The sequence below is a fragment of the Kitasatospora sp. NPDC059673 genome, assembly GCF_042734215.1.
In the GTDB taxonomy this organism is placed as follows: Bacteria; Actinomycetota; Actinomycetes; order Streptomycetales; family Streptomycetaceae; genus Kitasatospora.
In genome coordinates this window covers 80,946-96,603 of the sequence record NZ_JBHWEN010000027.1, presented here as the reverse complement: position 1 = coordinate 96,603, position 15,658 = coordinate 80,946, and the positions used below count along the sequence as shown (strand labels likewise).

Here is a 15,658-nt window from a genome sequence, read left to right as displayed (position 1 = left end):
TGGGGGTACCTCCCGGCCCGCCAGGGCTGGGAGGTACCCCCACGCGCCCCCGGTTGTGCTCTCCCTGGGTTCGCGTCTGTCTGCCTCAGTTGAGCCGGTGCCGCGCCGACTTGGCCTCGTCACGGACTCGCCTCGCGCTCTCCGGGTCGAACGCGTCCAGGATCTCCGCGTACGCGTCCATCTCCGCCGCCCCGCCCAGGAAGTCGCCGGTCTTGACCAGCAACTCCGCCCGCTCCAGCCGGAGTTGCGCGGGGTGGCGGGGGAGGAGGAGGGCGAGTTCCGTGGCCCAGAGCTGGGTGCGGGCGTGTTCGGGGCGTTCGGCGGCCCAGTGGCGGATGTTGCCGAGGACCCGCAGCACGGTGTCGAGCGGCTGGGCGGGGGTGAGCAGCTCGGGGGAGTAGCGGTGGCCGGACGCGGCGACCAGGCGTTCCACGTCGGGGATGTCGAGCAGGCGGCCGCCGTGGAACGGGTCGGCGAGGACGTAGTCCTCGCTGTCCCCGGGGCCGCCGACCGCGACGATGAAGTGGCCGGGCAGCGCGATGCCGTGGACGGTCAGGCCGGCCCGGTCGGCGACCGCCGACCAGACCAGGGAGAGCATGATCGGCAGCCCGCGGCGGCGACGGAGCACCTCGGGGAGGAGGGAGGACTCCAGCCGCCGGTAGTCGGACTGGCGGCCGTGGAAGCGTTCCCGGCCGCCGAGCACCGCCGCGAGGAGCGCGGCGGTCTCCTCGGGGCCGCGCGGGCGGCGTTCGGCGACGGCCTGGCGGATGGCGGCGGCGTGCCGGTCCAGGGCGGTCCGGCAGGCGCTCAGGACGGCGTCGAGGTCGGGCGGTTCGGCGCTGTCGCCGGGGTCGCCGAGGGTGTGCTCGGCGGCGGCGAGCAGGCACAGCAGCACCGGGTCGGGGTTTTCGGCCCGGGCCTCGGCTCGGAAGCGGTTTCTGCTCTGCTCGGTCACTGCGGCCTTCGGTTCAGCAGCGGTTCGTGGCTCGGTTCAGGTGGTGCACGCTACCGCTGGGGAAGGCGGGCGTAGTGGTAAGTGTGACTGGTCGTGAAGCCCTGCTGGTCGTAGAGCGCCTGTGCGCCGTGGTTGTCGGCCTCGACCTGCAGGTAGGCGCCGGTGGCGCCCTCCTCGGCGGCGCGTGCGGCGAGTGCCGCCATCACGGTGGTGGCCAGGCCGCGGCGGCGGGCGGCGGGGGCGACCTCGATCGCGGAGAATCCGGCCCAGTCGCCGTCCACCGCCATCCGGCCGATCGCCAGCGGTGCGCCGTCCGGGCCGGGCACGTGGGCGAACCAGACCGACGGCCCGCCGTGCAGGACGGCCTGCGCGGCGGCTTCCAGGGCCGGGTCGTCGCCCACCCGGCGGTACAGCGACAGCCAGTTCCGGTCGGCCGCGCGGGACAGCCGGACCTGCCGCCAGCTCTCCGGTGCGGCCGCCCGGGTCAGTCCGCCGAGCCGCGCCCTGCGGACCACGGTCGGGGCCAACTGGGCGCCCAGCCGGTCGAGTTCGGCGGTCAGGTCGGACGGGGAGGCGCCGTCCACCACCTCGACGTGCGCGGGCAGGCCACGGGCCGCGTACCAGTCGCGGACCCGCTCCAGCGCCTCGTCCAGCGGCAGGCCGGGGTCGCCGAGCGCCTGCACCGAGTTGGCGCGCCGGGTGAAGCCGGCGGAGGCACGCAGCACCCAGTCGCCGAGCGGCTGCTGCTCGACAGCGGGCCAGCCGCGGGCCGCGGTGCGTTGGAGTTCGGTCGGGGTGATGTCGGGCATCGGGACGTTCCGGGCCGGGAACGGCGGCACCGGCTTGCCCGCGACCAGCAGATCGGCGGCGAAACGCACCGACACGCCGCGCCGGGACTCGACCGTCAACCCGTCGCCGTCCCAAGCAGTGAGCACACCGATCGCATCGCGGAACACCGGCCGCCCGTCCGCCACGCCGTCAACCCGCCGCACCGAGACGCGTCTTCCCACGTCAGACGGGTCTATCCGGACCTCCGGACGGGCCTCGAGCGGTACTCCGCCAGCCATCAACCGCACCTCCTGTGCATTTGCGTCCCCCGACCCGCGATACTAGGGGCGGGCATCGACGACGACGCCGCGCGCACCGCGCGACCGAGTAAACAGTAGGGCGGCAGCCCTTCCGAGGAGGAACGACAGCGTGACCTACGTCATCGCGCAGCCTTGTGTCGACGTGAAGGACAAGGCGTGCATCGAGGAGTGCCCCGTCGACTGCATCTACGAGGGTGAGCGCTCCCTCTACATCCACCCGGACGAGTGTGTGGACTGCGGTGCGTGCGAGCCGGTGTGCCCCGTCGAAGCAATCTTCTACGAGGACGACACCCCGGAGGAGTGGAAGGACTACTACAAGGCGAACGTCGAGTTCTTCGACGACCTGGGCTCGCCCGGCGGCGCCTCCAAGCTCGGCCTGATCGAGCGCGACCACCCGTTCATCGCGGCCCTGCCCCCGCAGAACGCCGACCACTGATCGGTGGCATCCACGCTGTGAGCACCAACGACAGCACGCACGCGCCGTTCCCGGGACACCCGGGGGCGGCGCGCCGCGTATCCGACCGCCTGCCGGTCTTCCCGTGGGACAAGCTCGAACCGTACAAGCGCACCGCCGAGAGCCACCCGGACGGGCTGTGCGACTTCTCCGTCGGCACCCCCGTGGACCCGGTGCCGGAGCTGATCCAGCAGGCCCTGGCCGCGCACACCGACACGCCCGGCTATCCGACCGTGTGGGGCCCGCTCGCCCTGCGCGAGGCGATCGCCGGCTGGCTGAACCGCCGCCTCGGCGCCGAGATCGGCCCCGGGGCGGTGCTGCCCACCGTCGGCTCCAAGGAGCTGGTGGCCTGGCTGCCCGGCCAGCTCGGGCTCGGCCCCGGCGACCAGGTCGCCTACCCGAAGCTCGCCTACCCCACCTACGAGGTCGGCGCGCTGCTCTGCGGTGCCGAGCCGGTCGCCTACGGGGACCTCGACGAGCTGGACGGCAGCAAGGTCCGGCTGCTCTGGCTGAACTCGCCGTCCAACCCGACCGGACGGGTGCTCGGCGCCGACGAGCTGCGCCGCGCCGTCGAGTGGGCCCGGGCGCACCGGGTGCTGCTGGTCAGCGACGAGTGCTACCTCGAACTCGGCTGGGAGGCCGAGCCGGTGTCGGTGCTGCACCCGTCGGTGTGCGGCGACTCGCACGAGGGGCTGCTCACCGTCCACTCGCTGTCCAAGCGTTCCAACCTCGCCGGGTACCGGGCCTCGTTCGTGGCCGGTGACGCGGTGGTGGTCCGGGAGCTGCTGGAGATCCGCAAGCACGGCGGCATGATCGTGCCCGCGCCGGTGCAGGCGGCCACCGCGGCCGCGCTCGCCGATGACGGGCACGTCGCCGAGCAGCGGGAGCGGTACGCGAAGCGGCGCGGTGCGCTGCGGGCCGCGCTGGAGGCGTACGGGTTCCGGATCGAGCACTCCGAGGCGAGCCTGTACCTGTGGGCGACCCAGGACCGGCCGTGCTGGGAGACCGTCGCCGAACTCGCCGAGCTGGGAATCCTGGTGGCCCCCGGCGACTTCTACGGCCCGGCGGGCGACCGCTTCGTGCGGGTGGCGTTCACCGCCACCGACGAGCGGGTGGCCGCCGCCGTGGAGCGGCTGAAGCGCTGACGCCGGGCCAGGCGTGCGGAAGGGGCGGAGCCGGTCGGCTCCGCCCCTTCGGCGTGTGCGGTGGATCAGCCGATCGGCAGCTGACCGGCGCCGCCACTCAGGCCGCCGAGCAGCCCGCCCAGCGGGGTGCCGGCGAGCAGGCTGCCCAGCGGGCTGTTGCCGCCGCCCATCGCGGGCATCGCGCCCAGGCGGTTGGCGGACTCGTGCTCGGTCAGGCCCGCGACGGCGCCCGTGACCGGCAGCGACTGGACGGCGCCGACGACCGGGGCGAGCTTCTCGGCGGCCGGCAGGCTGTGCGTCAGCCGGTCCACCGGCAGGTTCTTGGCGACGGTGCCGAGCGGGGCGGAGGTGGCCTTGTGGGCGGCCGGGAGGACCTTGTCGGTGACCGCGGGGCCGACCTTCTGCTCGACGGCCGGGACGACCCGGTCGGACAGCGTGCCGAGCGCGCCGGTCAGCTGGTCGGCCTTGGCGGCCGGGCCGAGGTGGCCGAGCGCCTCGTCGGTGGAGGGCAGGGCGTGCGCGACGGTGCTGCCGGCCGCGTCGCCGGCCGCCGGGCCGCCCGCCGCGAGGGTCGCGGCGCCGGTGGTGCCGACCATCTGGCCGAGCTCGTGGGACGCCCCCTGCACCGTGTCGCCCGAGTTGGGGACGTCGGCCAGCTTGGTCACTCCGGCACCCAGGTCGGTCTGCGGGACCACCTCGGTGGCGGAGGCGGCACCCGCGGCCGCGAGCGGCGCCGCGGTGGCGGCGACGAGCAGCGCGGCCTGGGCGATCCGGCGCGTCAGGGGGAGGGACATGGTGCTCCTAAGAGGTGAGGTCTACGGTCCGCCGGGCGGACGGCCGGCTGTCCGGCTCGCCCCGCGGGCGACGTGTATGACCGCAAGAGCACCGGGAAGGTTTCGGCCGGTCAAGGTCAAGGGTTTGCAAAGATCGGACGATCCGCTTTCCGGCAAACCGGGCGGATCGTCCACGATGCGACCGCTGAAGAATCGTCACTTCCCTTGGCGGGAGCGGAAACCGTCACCCGGTCCGTGGACCGGCGTGTCGGCGGCCCGCCGACTGCCGTGCCGTCAGCGGGAGTTGACGCGAATCACCCGGTGGGCCGTCACCCGGGCACCTGTTCGTCAACGCACCGCCGACGCCGTCACTTCTTCTTCGCCGGCGCGCCCAGCGTCACCAGCACCCGGTCCGGCGGGGCGCTCGGCAGCGGCTTCCAGCCGTCGTTGGGCCGGTCCACCCGCCACACCTTGCCCTCGTAGGCGACCTGCCCGATACCCAGGTCCGCCGCCCGCGCCACCGACCACTGCGCCAGCGCCCAGCCGGTCTGCTGGGTGCCGCCCGCGCTCGCGGTGCTAGCGGTCGGCTGCGGGGTGAACGCCAGCACCTCGCGCGGGTCCTTGGCCGCCTTGTCGGCGGTCGCCACCGTCACGGCCTTGCCGAACTCCCGGCGCACCCGGTCCGACACGGCGGTGGCCGGCGGGGCCGCCGCGTCCGGCTGCGGCAGCTCGTGCACCACGCAGTTCAGCGAGGCCGGCTCACGGCCCATCAGCACGGTGGCCAGCAGCGTCGCGTTGTTCTCGTGCTTGGCGTACGCCTGCGGGTAGCCGCTGCGCTGCACCTGCTGGGCGGCGTCGGTCAGCGGCATCTGCGCGTAGCCGTTCACCTTCACCAGCGCGTCCAGGAACTTGTTGGTCGCGTACACCGGGTCCATGATCTGCTCGACGCTGCCCCAGCCCTGCGACGGGCGCTGCTGGAACAGGCCCACCGAGTCCCGGTCGCCGCCCTCCAGGTTGCGCAGCTTGGACTCCTGGATCGCGGTCGCCAGCGCGATCGTCACCGCCCGCTCGGGCAGGCCGCGGGACATCGCCACCGCCGTGATGGTCGCCGCGTTCGCCGCCGCGCCCAGCTCCAGCGACCCGGAACCGGACGTGGCGGTGACCTTGCAGCCCTCGTCGGGGACGGTGATCTTGTCGCGGTTCAGCCACACCACCAGGCCGCCGACCACCGCCAGCGCCAGCAGCCCCACCAGGATCCGCCGCCACGGCCGCCGACGGCGCTCCCCGGCGCCCCCCTCCGAGTACTCGGCGTCTGTGGCCACGCTGGCCCCTCTCCTCGTCGTCCGTCGTCCTGTCGCAGCGGTCCGCTTCCGAGCCCGCGCCGTTCGCGGACACCGTAACCGCTCGGACGGCCGTACGGGTCCGTGCGGTTGCGTCCCGGCCTTCGGGCCGCCCGGCCGCTCGGTAGGGTGGCCGCCATGAGCAGCCCGAACGAGCCCCTCGACCTGACCCTCGACGGCGGCGCGCTGACCGCCCGCCTCGTCGACTTCCCGTCCGTCAGTGGCGAGGAGACCGCCCTCGCCGATGCGGTCGAGGCCGCGCTCCGGGCCTACCCGCACCTCACCGTCGACCGGTTCGGCAACAACGTGGTCGCCCGCACCCACCTCGGCCGGGCCGCGCGGGTGGTGCTCGCCGGGCACCTGGACACCGTCCCGATCGCCGACAACGTGCCCTCGCACGTCGAGGGCGACCTGCTCTTCGGCTGCGGCACGTCCGACATGAAGTCCGGCGTCGCGGTCCAACTCCGGCTCGCCGCGACGGTGGCGGAGCCCAACCACGACGTCACCTACGTGTTCTACGACTGCGAGGAGGTGGAGGCCGAACGCAACGGCCTCGGCCACCTGTTCGCCACCCACCCCGACTGGCTGGCGGCCGACTTCGCCGTCCTGATGGAGCCCAGCGGCGCCGTCGTCGAGGGCGGCTGCCAGGGCAGCCTGCGCGCCGACATCACGCTCACCGGCGTCCGCGCCCACGCCGCGCGCAGCTGGCTCGGCGACAACGCCATCCACAAGGCCGCCGAAGTGCTGCGCCGGCTGGTCGAGTACCAGCCCCGACGGGTCGTCATCGACGGCCTGGAGTACCGCGAGGGCCTGAACGCCACCCGGATCGACGGCGGCGTCGCCGGGAACGTCATCCCCGACGAGTGCCGGATCCACGTCGCCTTCCGGTTCGCCCCCGACCGCACCCTGGAGCAGGCGGAGACCCACCTGCGGGAGGTCTTCGACGGCTACCACCTGGACATCGTGGACGCCTCACCCGCCGCCCTCCCCGGCCTCTCCCAGCCCGCCGCCCAGGCCTTCCTGGCCGCCGTCGGCGGCGAGCCGCGGGCCAAGTTCGGCTGGACCGACGTCGCCCGCTTCTCCGCCCACGGCGTCCCCGCCGTCAACTACGGCCCGGGGGACCCGAATCTGGCCCACAAGCGCGAGGAACACTGCTCGCTGAGCGCGATCGCCGAGGTCGAGGCCCGCCTGCGCGCCTGGCTCACCGAGTAGGCGCCCCGCGGCCTTTGGCGGACGGGCAGCCGTTTCCCGTTGTTCCTCGGAAAGTTGCCTTGTCAGGCGTAGGGTTTCGTCATGACAGCCAACGGAGATGAACCCGTCCGCAGGGCCAGGAAGAAGCCGTGGCCCGAGAAGCGCAAGGGGCCGGTGCTGCTGCGGCGGGACCAGGTCGAGACGAAGACGACGGACCAGGCCCTGCTGGACACCACCGGGCCGACCGACTGGTTGCACACCGATCCGTGGCGGGTGCTGCGGATCACCTCGGAGTTCGTCGAAGGTTTCGGGGCGCTCGCCAAACTGCCCAGCGCGATCAGCGTGTTCGGCTCCGCCCGGACGCAGGCCGGTACGCCCGAGTACGAGGCCGGGGTGGAGATCGGCCGGGCCCTCGCCGAGGCCGGGTACGCGGTGATCACCGGCGGCGGCCCCGGTGCGATGGAGGCGGCCAACAAGGGCGCTGTCGAGGCCGGCGGGCTGAGTGTCGGCCTCGGCATCGAGTTGCCGTTCGAGCAGGGCCTGAACGAGTACGTCGACCTGGGCCTGAACTTCCGCTACTTCTTCGTCCGCAAGACGATGTTCGTGAAGTACTCCCAGGGCTTCGTGGTGCTCCCCGGCGGGCTCGGCACCCTGGACGAGCTGTTCGAGTCGCTCACCCTGGTGCAGACCAACAAGGTCACCCGGTTCCCGGTGATCCTGTTCGGCAGCTCCTACTGGGGCGGGCTGGTGGAGTGGCTGAGGTCCACCCTGGTCGCCCAGGGCAAGGCCAACCCGGAGGACCTCGACCTGTTCCACGTGACCGACGAGGTCGCCGACGTGCTCAAGGTCCTGGAAGCGGCCCGCAAGCCGCAGGGCACGCCCGCGTAGTCCGGGCGGGCAAAGGGTCAGGCGAGCCCCCGGCGGGCGACCGCCGGGGGACGCGTGCCGCGGATCGACGCCACCATGTTCAGCACCTGACGGGTCTCCGCGACCTGGTGCACCCGGTAGACCTGCGCGCCCAGCCAGGCGGAGACCGCGGTGGTGGCCAGGGTGCCGAGCAGGCGCTCGTCCACCGGCTTGTCGAGCGTCTCGCCGACGAAGTCCTTGTTCGACAGCGACACCAGCACCGGGAACCCGGTCGCCGTCATCTCCGGCAGCCGGCGGGTCGCCTCCAGCGAGTGCCGGGTGTTCTTCCCGAAGTCGTGCCCCGGGTCGATGATCAGCCCGTCGCGGCGCACCCCGAGTTCGAGCGCCCGCTCGGCCAGCCCGACGGTCACCCGCAGGATGTCCGCCATCACGTCCTCGTACCCCACCCGGTGCGGGCGGGTGCGCGGCTCCGCGCCGCCCGCGTGCGTGCACACCAGACCCGCGCCGTACCGGGCCGCGACCTCGGCGAGCTTCGGGTCGAAGCCGCCCCAGGCGTCGTTCAGCAGGTCCGCACCGACCTCGCAGACCGCCTCGCCGACCTCGTGCCGCCAGGTGTCCACGCTGATCACCGCGTCCGGGTGGCGCTTGCGCAGCTCCGCCACGAACGGCACCGTGCGCCGCAACTCCTCCTCGACGGTGACCTCTTCGCCCGGCCCGGCCTTCACCCCGCCGATGTCCAGGATCGCCGCGCCCTCGGCCACCGCCCGGTCCGCCGCGGCGAACGCGGCCTCGTCGGCGAAGGTCGCCCCCCGGTCGAAGAACGAGTCCGGGGTGCGGTTGACGATCGCCATGATGACCAGCTCGTCCGGGCCGAACTCCCGCGTGCCGAGGCGTAGTGCCACCGTTGTCTCCTCCTCAGCGCTCCCGGGTGCAATGATGGGCCCCGGCCTGTACGGGACCATGATCCCACCTGATCCCGCCCGCGGGCCGAAGCCGACCGGAACTGCCGGAGCTGGAACTGCCGGAGCCGGAACTGCCGGAGCCGGAACTGCCGGGGACTGACGGAGGACGCTCGTGTTCTGGGTGATCGTGGTTGCGATGGCCGTGGTGGTCGGCGGTGCCGCGCTGGTGGCACTGGGCGGCGGCGGATCCCTCCCCGAGGCGGAGCACGACCGTCTCACCGTGCGCCTCCCGCAGGACCGCCCGCTCAGCCGCACCGACGTCGACGACCTGCGCCTGCCGATGGCGCTGCGCGGCTACCGGATGGACGAGGTCGACGACGTCCTCGACCGCCTCGGCGCGGAACTCGCCCTCCGGGACGCGAAGATCGCCGAACTGGAGGCGGTCGGCGCGGTGCGCGGCTCGGTGGAGGCGACGGGCGACGCGGCCGGGGAGCCGCTGCCCGGGCTGGAGTCGTTCACGGCCATGCTGGAGAAGAAGCCTGCGGAAGGCCCTGCTGACTCCGAGAAGAGCGACCGCTCGTGACCGGTGCGGTGCTCGGCGAGGACGGGCTGCTGCGCTGCGGGTGGGGCGACTCCTCCGAGGACTACCGGGTCTACCACGACACCGAGTGGGGCCGGCCGGTCCACGGCGACCAGGCCCTGTTCGAGCGGATCTCGCTGGAGGCGTTCCAGTCCGGGCTGTCCTGGATCACCATCCTGCGGCGACGCGAAGGCTTCCGGGCGGCGTTCCGGGACTTCTCGATCGCGGAGGTCGCGGAGTTCGGGGACGACGACGTGGAACGGCTGATGGCCGACACCGGGATCATCCGCAACCGGGCGAAGATCGTCGCGACCCTCGCGAACGCCCGTGCCGCGCGTGAACTCGACGGCGGTCTGGACGCGTTGATCTGGAGCCACGCCGGGGATCCGGGGCGGCCGGCGCCCAAGACGCTGGCGGAGGTGCCGGCGGTGACGCCGGAGTCGACGGCGCTGGCGAAGGCGCTGAAGAAGAACGGATTCCGGTTCGTGGGGCCGACGACGGCTTACGCGTTGATGCAGGCCTGCGGGCTGGTGAACGATCACCTGGCCGACTGCCACGCGCGGTAGGAGCCCGCCCGGGCAGCCACGGGCCCGCCGTCCACGGACCTCACCGAGGGCGCCGTTCCCCTTCGCGCAGTTCCGCCCCCTCGCCTTCGGCTGGGGGGACCCCCAGCGCCCCTGACGGGGCGCGGGGTGAGAGTGGGGTGAAGAGAGCTTCGCCCTTTGAGAGTTACTTGCCCACGAAGGTGGGCTTCTCCTTGGCCACGAAGGCGTCCACCGCGATGCGGTGGTCCTCGCTGCTGCCGGCCATGGTCTGCAACTCCTCCTCCTTGTCGAGGAGTTCGTCCAGGGAGTGGGACGCCCCGTACGCCAGCGACTCCTTGATCGCGCCGTAGGCGACGGTCGGGCCGTTGGCCAGGGTGAGGGCGAACTCGTGGGCGGTGGCGGCGAGTTCGGCGGTGGGGACGACGCGGGTGGCGAGGCCGAGGGCGAGGGCCTCGTCGGCGCGGACGGTGCGGGGGAACATCAGGAGTTCGGTGGCGCGGGCGTGGCCGACCAGCCGGGGGAGGGTCCAGGAGGCGCCGGAGTCGGTGGTGAGGGCGACGCCGGCGAAGGAGGTGTTGAAGCCGGCGGTGTCGGCGACGATCCGGAAGTCGCAGGCGAAGGCGAGCGAGGCGCCGGCGCCGGCCGCGATGCCGTTGACGGCGGCGACGGTGGGCTTGCGCATCCCGGCGAGGGCACGGACCAGCGGGTTGTAGTGCTCGGCGACGGTGCGCAGCGCGCCCTCGCCGGTCTCCTGCTGGTGGCGCAGCAGGCCGAGGTGTTCCTTGAGGTCCTGCCCGACGCAGAAGGCCTTGTTGCCGGCGCCGGTGAGCAGCACGGCCCGCACCTCGGGGTCGGCCGCGGCGGTGGTGACGGCGTCCCGGAGGGCGACCTTGGTGGCGACGTCGAGGGCGTTCATGGCGTCGGCGCGGTCGATGGTGAGGACGGCGAGGGCGCCGTCGCGGTGGTAGCGCACGGTGTCGGACATCGGTGAGGGCTCCCGGGTCGCGGTGGGCTGTCGTGGGCACAGCATGCCGGAGTGCGGCCGGGTGGGGGAGTGTGAGGTGGCGCACGCCCGGCGGGCGTGTCGGAGTGCGGCGGGATGCGGCTTCCGGCTGGTTATCGGCGCTTTGATGCGGGTTCGGGAGGCTTGGCGGAGAGAGTGATGTTGGTCATCGAGCGGTCGCATGCGGGATAATGGCTTCCGATCAATGCGTTCGATACCGGCGGTGGACGGACTGCCGGTGCGTACCTGAACGGTTGCAGGAAGGGGAACGAGCATGGCGGCCATGAAGCCGCGGACGGGTGACGGCCCGCTGGAGGTCACCAAAGAGGGGCGGGGCATCATCATGCGAGTTCCGCTCGAAGGGGGCGGGCGCCTGGTGGTGGAGCTGACGCCGGACGAGGCGGATGCTCTGGGCGAGGCCCTGAAGAAGGCCTGCGGCTGACCCAGGCAGGTAGCCACTCGCACGTCCCGGGCGTTCCGGGAGTGTTCGACGGGCCCGGTCCCCCGGTTGCGGGGAGCGGGCCCGTTCCGCGTGCTGGTGCGGGGTCAGCGTTTGACGGCGCAGAGCAGGCCGTCGCTGACCGGGAGCAGGGCGGGCAGCAGGATGTCGCTCTCCCGGATGTCGGCGACCAGGTCGCGCACCGCGCGGATCTGCGGGTCGTCGGCCTCGGGTTCGGCGAGCCGGCCTTCCTGGAAGACGCCCTCGAAGCAGACCACGCCGCGCGGCCGGAGCAGCCGCATCGCCTCGGTGAGGTGGAAGCCGGAGTCGGCCGGGTCGCCGTCGCAGAACACCAGGTCGTACTGGCCGTCGGCGAGTCGCGGCAGCACGTCGCGGGCCCGGCCGGGGATGAAGCGGGCCCGGTTGGCGGCGAAGCCGGCGGCCAGGTACGCCTCGCGGGCGTACTGCTGGCGGACGGGTTCGGAGTCGACGGTGGTGAGCACGCCGTCGGGCCGCATGCCGCGCAGCAGGTAGACGCCGGACACGCCGGTGCCGGTGCCGATCTCGACCACGGCCTTGGCGTCGAGCGCGGCGGCCAGCAGGCGCAGGGCCGCGCCGCCGCTGGGGCCGATCGCGCGTATGCCGGTGCGGGCCGACTGGGCCCGGGCGTAGGTCAGCACCGCGTCCTCGCCGACGTAGGTGTCGGCGAGGGCCGCTCGCTGGGGCCCGAACTCGGTGATGGCTTCCTCTTCCGGAGCGCCGATGTCGATGGAAGTCGACAAATTCCAGCGACAGACTACTGGCCGTCCGGGAACCGCGTTCGACGGCTGGCCGTTGAGTTGTCGTAGGTGGCCGGACCGCCTGCGGCGGCCGCTGTTCGACCGCTCTTATCCGGGCTTGACGTGTGAGGTGGATATGGTGGTGGCTCTGCTGGGCAGAAGAGCCGACCGAGGAGGTGTGGCCGAGGGCGACGTCCCTGTGCAGCGGCACGTCCGCGGCACCACGTCGGCCCGTACGCCGAAGCCCGTGATGAACCAGTCTGTGCACTCCCCCCTGGACAAGACGACCGCAGCCGACGACTCGGTGGCCGAGGCCCCCGGTACGCTCGCGTCCTTCGCGGAGGGGCCCGACGCGCAGAGCTGGACGCCGCCCAGCTGGGAGGAGATCGTCGAGGCGCACAGCGCCCGGGTCTACCGCCTGGCCTATCGGCTGACGGGCAATCAGCACGACGCCGAGGACCTCACCCAGGAGGTCTTCGTCCGGGTGTTCCGCTCGCTGTCCACGTACACCCCCGGCACCTTCGAGGGCTGGCTGCACCGGATCACCACCAACCTGTTCCTGGACATGGTGCGCCGCCGCCAGCGGATCCGCTTCGACGCCCTCGCCGAGGACGCGGCGGAGCGCCTGGCCAGCCGTGAGCCCAGCCCCGCCCAGCACTTCAGCGACACCCACTTCGACGCGGACGTGCAGCAGGCGCTGGACACCCTTGCCCCGGAGTTCCGTGCCGCCGTGGTGCTGTGCGACATCGAGGGCCTCTCCTACGAGGAGATCGCCGCCACCCTCGGGGTGAAGCTCGGCACCGTCCGCAGCCGGATCCACCGTGGCCGCTCGCACCTGCGCGCCGCCCTCAAGCACCGGGCGCCGAACGCCGCCGCGGGCCGTTCGCGCCGGGGCGGCTCCGCCGAGCCCGTGGCGGTCGGCGCCGAACCGGGCGGAAGCGACCGGAGGGGGTCATGAGCGAACACGCCCCCGAGCGCGCGGACGCCACCGGCCGCTCGCGCTGGGCGTCGCTGCGCCGCGCCGTCGAGCAGTCCCCGGCGGCGGCCGAGCTGCGGCCCGTGACGATCCGCCCGGTCGAGCCGGCGGCCGAGGAGCACCACCACCTCGGCGACCGCCTCACCGCCTACCTGGACGGCGAACTCGGCCACGACGCCCGCGAGCGGGTGCAGGCCCACCTGGCGACCTGCCCGGAGTGCCTGGCCGAGGCGGAGGGCGCCCGCGCGGTCAAGCGGACGCTCAGCGGCGCCGGCGCGCCCGGCCCGTCCGCGGCGCTGATGGCCCGGCTGCTGGCCGTGGCCGCGCTGCCGGAGGACGAGTCGGGCCCTGATGGGCCGTCGGGTGCCGTGTTCGGCGGCAGCCGGCTCACCGGCGGCTCCTTCGGCCGGGGCGCGGGCTTCGGCGGCGGCGCGCTGGGCGCCGAGGCCCCGATACCCGGGATCGACCCGCGGGCCGGCCTGTTCGGCTCCCGCCCGTCCGCCGCGCCGCGTCCGCTGGCCGCGCTCGGCGAGCTGCCCACTCCCCGCCCGGCTTCGGCGCGCGGGCGCCGGCTGGTGTTCGCCGCCGCCGGGGCGTTCTCGGTCGCCGCGGTCACCCTGAGCGGTGTCGGCGGCCTCACCACGGGCCAGAGCGGCCCCAACCGGCAGCCCACCAGCGTCACCCCCGTGGGCGGGGCGATCGTGCCCGTCAACGCGCAGCAGCAGATGGACGCCCCGGACTTTCCGATGCGCTCCCGGCTGCAGGCCAGCCCGCAGCCGTCGCCCAGCGGTGACCAGCTCCAGGTCCTGCGCTAGCCTGCCTTCACCGGCACGCCGTCGACGCCGGTCGCCCGGGTGGTCTTTACCACGGATTCACCTGAGGAAGACCGGGGAGCGGCCGCCCGCGTTTACCCTTGGTTCAGCGTTGTCGGGTGCTGGGAGTTCAGGTGTTCGGAGACATAGGCGGACTCGAGGTCCTGACGATGGTGATCATGGCCATCGTGATCTTCGGGCCGGACAAGCTCCCGAAGCTGATTCAGGACACCATGGGGTTCATTCGCAAGATCCGCTCCTTCGCGGACAACGCGAAGGAGGACATCCGCAGCGAACTCGGACCGGAGTTCCAGAACTTCGACTTCGAGGACCTCAACCCGAAGACCTTCGTCCGCAAGCAGCTGCTCGGCGACGGTGACGACCCGCTCGGACTGAAGGACCTCAAGGACAGCGTCGACCTCAAGTCCGCGCTGAACGGCGAGCCGACCCGCACCCCGAGTGCCTCGGTCGACTTCTCCAAGCCGGCCTCCCCGTTGAGCAGCGGACCGGCCCTCGCGGCCGGTGAGCGCCCGCCGTTCGACCCGGACGCCACCTGACCGAGGCTCCCCGCCCGACCCGGACCTCGTCCCCGACGCCCCGCCCGGCAGGCGGGGCGTTGTCGTTCGCGCCGCTATCGTGTCCACTACCTCCCCGAGGGCGCGCGCTGTGCGGTCCGTCACGCCAGGCCGTGTCCGGCCCGGTTTTCCCGGACAGAGGGGCCGCGGTGCGCCACCATGGAGCCCACCCGTGGCAGGAGCACAGCCGAGGAGGCCCGCAGTGGACGCCACGCAAACGACCGCAGACCCCGCCGCGACGCGTCGGCCCGCCGCCGACCCCCTCGTCGCCTACCGCGCCGCCGACTTCCCCTGGTACGGCCTGGACGAGGGCTGGACCGGCCGCCGCTGGCTCGGCCAGGTCGGCACCGGCCAGAGCCCGCGCGCCGCGCAGAGCGACATCCCCGACTACGGCACCCTCGGCCACGGCGACGAACCCGCCCGCGGACCCGAGCCGCGCGACACCCGGCGCTTCGCGATGGTGGTCACCGTGGCCCGCCGCGAGGTCCGCCGCAGCGCCGACAACACCGGCACCCTGGAAGCCACCTCCGCCTCCTCCGCGGCCTGGCTGGCCGGCGCCGGACTGCTCGCCGCCACCTGGCCCGGCAACCTCGACCGCACCCTGCGCCAGCACTGGCTCGACCAGCAGTCCACCCTCGCCTGGGACTTGGCCGACGACCTCGACGGCCCCGCCTGGTCCTCCCTCACCCTCCCCGTCAACGGCGCCCCGCAGCCCTTCCGCTACCGCGAGTCCGAATACGGCTGGGTCCTGGCCGGCGAGGCCCCCGGCGTCCTGATCGGCGCCTACGGCCGCTCGGTCTCCGCGTACGGCATCGGCTTCACCACCGTTCCCGACCTGGAGACCTACGACGGCCGTTAGCGGTCGTAGCAGCGGTAGGACCCCTCCGTCACCTGCCCGATCGAGTTTCCGTGGCAGCGCAGCATCGGGACCAGCGCCGTCACCCGGAACACCCCGAACGCCAGCAGGGGCACGGCCACCACCACGACCGCGATCCGGCTGACCACCCGGCCGGGGCCGAGCACGCCCAGGCCCAGGCCGGCCACCAGGAGGAGGAGTCCCCCTTCGAGAGCCAGTTGCGCCAGGAACGTCCGGTTGTCGTGGAGGCCCGGATTCAGCTCCGGCGGCCCCTCCAGCTCGATCGTGCAGCCCGCGCTGAGCAGCATCAGCACCGCTGCCGCTGTCAGCAGCACCGCCGCCAGGCAACCGATTCCGCGTCTGTCCACACCGTCTTCG

19 protein-coding genes are annotated in these 15,658 nt (G+C 73.3%); 11 read left to right on the top strand and 8 right to left on the bottom strand.

The window, feature by feature from the left end; all coding sequences use genetic code 11:
- Positions 1-85: 85 nt before the first annotated feature.
- Together ACFV18_RS26995 and ACFV18_RS26990 are read right to left on the bottom strand one after the other, a co-directional pair.
- Entirely contained in the window at positions 86-955 is an 870-nt protein-coding gene (locus tag ACFV18_RS26995; protein WP_380487469.1) for a transglutaminase family protein, read from the bottom strand.
- Between the two features lie 50 nt (positions 956-1,005).
- On the bottom strand, positions 1,006-1,965 hold the full coding sequence (locus ACFV18_RS26990) for a GNAT family N-acetyltransferase (RefSeq protein ID WP_380487468.1): 960 nt from the start codon (positions 1,963-1,965) through the stop codon (positions 1,006-1,008).
- A gap of 187 nt (positions 1,966-2,152) precedes the next feature.
- Between ACFV18_RS26990 and fdxA the strand changes: the two genes are divergently transcribed.
- Positions 2,153-2,479 (top strand): ferredoxin, encoded by a 327-nt coding sequence (fdxA, locus tag ACFV18_RS26985; protein WP_030061559.1) that lies wholly within the window; start codon positions 2,153-2,155, stop codon positions 2,477-2,479.
- 17 nt (positions 2,480-2,496) lie between these two features.
- Complete coding sequence (gene dapC / locus ACFV18_RS26980; protein WP_380487465.1) at positions 2,497-3,642, top strand: succinyldiaminopimelate transaminase; 1,146 nt, start codon at positions 2,497-2,499, stop codon at positions 3,640-3,642.
- A gap of 65 nt (positions 3,643-3,707) precedes the next feature.
- On the opposite strand, the gene ACFV18_RS26975 is transcribed toward dapC, so the two are convergent.
- Both ACFV18_RS26975 and ACFV18_RS26970 read right to left on the bottom strand, forming a co-directional pair.
- The gene (locus ACFV18_RS26975) at positions 3,708-4,436 is read right to left on the bottom strand and encodes a hypothetical protein (RefSeq protein ID WP_380487463.1); all 729 of its coding nucleotides are present in this window, start codon (positions 4,434-4,436) and stop codon (positions 3,708-3,710) included.
- Between the two features lie 347 nt (positions 4,437-4,783).
- Positions 4,784-5,737 (bottom strand): hypothetical protein, encoded by a 954-nt coding sequence (locus tag ACFV18_RS26970; RefSeq protein WP_380487460.1) that lies wholly within the window; start codon positions 5,735-5,737, stop codon positions 4,784-4,786.
- Between the two features lie 156 nt (positions 5,738-5,893).
- On the opposite strand from ACFV18_RS26970, the gene dapE reads away from it, so the two are divergent.
- A complete protein-coding gene (dapE, locus tag ACFV18_RS26965) occupies positions 5,894-6,967 on the top strand; it encodes a succinyl-diaminopimelate desuccinylase (RefSeq protein ID WP_380487458.1) in 1,074 nt (357 codons plus the stop codon).
- An 81-nt stretch (positions 6,968-7,048) separates the two neighbouring features.
- A complete protein-coding gene (locus ACFV18_RS26960; RefSeq protein WP_380487456.1) occupies positions 7,049-7,834 on the top strand; it encodes a TIGR00730 family Rossman fold protein in 786 nt (261 codons plus the stop codon).
- Positions 7,835-7,851: 17 nt separating this feature from the next.
- On the opposite strand, the gene folP is transcribed toward ACFV18_RS26960, so the two are convergent.
- Complete coding sequence (folP, locus tag ACFV18_RS26955; RefSeq protein ID WP_380487477.1) at positions 7,852-8,664, bottom strand: dihydropteroate synthase; 813 nt, start codon at positions 8,662-8,664, stop codon at positions 7,852-7,854.
- 223 nt (positions 8,665-8,887) lie between these two features.
- Between folP and ACFV18_RS26950 the strand changes: the two genes are divergently transcribed.
- Positions 8,888-9,298 carry a DivIVA domain-containing protein gene (locus tag ACFV18_RS26950; RefSeq protein WP_380487454.1) on the top strand — a complete coding sequence of 137 codons (411 nt, stop codon included), beginning with the start codon at positions 8,888-8,890 and terminating at the stop codon, positions 9,296-9,298.
- Entirely contained in the window at positions 9,295-9,861 is a 567-nt protein-coding gene (locus ACFV18_RS26945; protein ID WP_380487451.1) for a DNA-3-methyladenine glycosylase I, read from the top strand. The genes ACFV18_RS26950 and ACFV18_RS26945 overlap by 4 nt, the downstream gene beginning before the upstream one ends.
- Positions 9,862-10,024: 163 nt before the next feature.
- Here the strand turns inward: ACFV18_RS26945 and ACFV18_RS26940 are convergent, their stop codons facing one another.
- Positions 10,025-10,825: an enoyl-CoA hydratase/isomerase family protein gene (locus ACFV18_RS26940; protein WP_380487449.1), complete on the bottom strand. Its 801-nt coding sequence runs from the start codon at positions 10,823-10,825 to the stop codon at positions 10,025-10,027.
- Positions 10,826-11,117: 292 nt separating this feature from the next.
- Between ACFV18_RS26940 and ACFV18_RS26935 the strand changes: the two genes are divergently transcribed.
- A complete protein-coding gene (locus ACFV18_RS26935; protein WP_014137929.1) occupies positions 11,118-11,285 on the top strand; it encodes a DUF3117 domain-containing protein in 168 nt (55 codons plus the stop codon).
- A 104-nt stretch (positions 11,286-11,389) separates the two neighbouring features.
- Here the strand turns inward: ACFV18_RS26935 and ACFV18_RS26930 are convergent, their stop codons facing one another.
- The gene (locus ACFV18_RS26930; RefSeq protein WP_380487447.1) at positions 11,390-12,064 is read right to left on the bottom strand and encodes an O-methyltransferase; all 675 of its coding nucleotides are present in this window, start codon (positions 12,062-12,064) and stop codon (positions 11,390-11,392) included.
- 247 nt (positions 12,065-12,311) lie between these two features.
- On the opposite strand from ACFV18_RS26930, the gene sigE reads away from it, so the two are divergent.
- The 4 genes from sigE (at position 12,312) to ACFV18_RS26910 (ending at position 15,283) form a co-directional block, all read left to right on the top strand.
- Entirely contained in the window at positions 12,312-13,019 is a 708-nt protein-coding gene (gene sigE / locus ACFV18_RS26925; protein ID WP_380487445.1) for an RNA polymerase sigma factor SigE, read from the top strand.
- Entirely contained in the window at positions 13,016-13,852 is an 837-nt protein-coding gene (locus ACFV18_RS26920; protein WP_380487442.1) for an anti-sigma factor family protein, read from the top strand. The genes sigE and ACFV18_RS26920 overlap by 4 nt, the downstream gene beginning before the upstream one ends.
- A 131-nt stretch (positions 13,853-13,983) precedes the next feature.
- Positions 13,984-14,406, top strand: a complete 423-nt coding sequence (locus ACFV18_RS26915; protein ID WP_380487440.1) for a sec-independent translocase — start codon at positions 13,984-13,986, stop codon at positions 14,404-14,406.
- Positions 14,407-14,626: 220 nt separating this feature from the next.
- Positions 14,627-15,283 (top strand): hypothetical protein, encoded by a 657-nt coding sequence (locus tag ACFV18_RS26910; protein ID WP_380487438.1) that lies wholly within the window; start codon positions 14,627-14,629, stop codon positions 15,281-15,283.
- Here ACFV18_RS26910 and ACFV18_RS26905 read toward each other — a convergent pair.
- On the bottom strand, positions 15,280-15,648 hold the full coding sequence (locus ACFV18_RS26905) for a hypothetical protein (protein WP_380487436.1): 369 nt from the start codon (positions 15,646-15,648) through the stop codon (positions 15,280-15,282). The two genes, ACFV18_RS26910 and ACFV18_RS26905, sit on opposite strands and share 4 nt — an antisense overlap.
- Positions 15,649-15,658 lie beyond the last annotated feature (10 nt).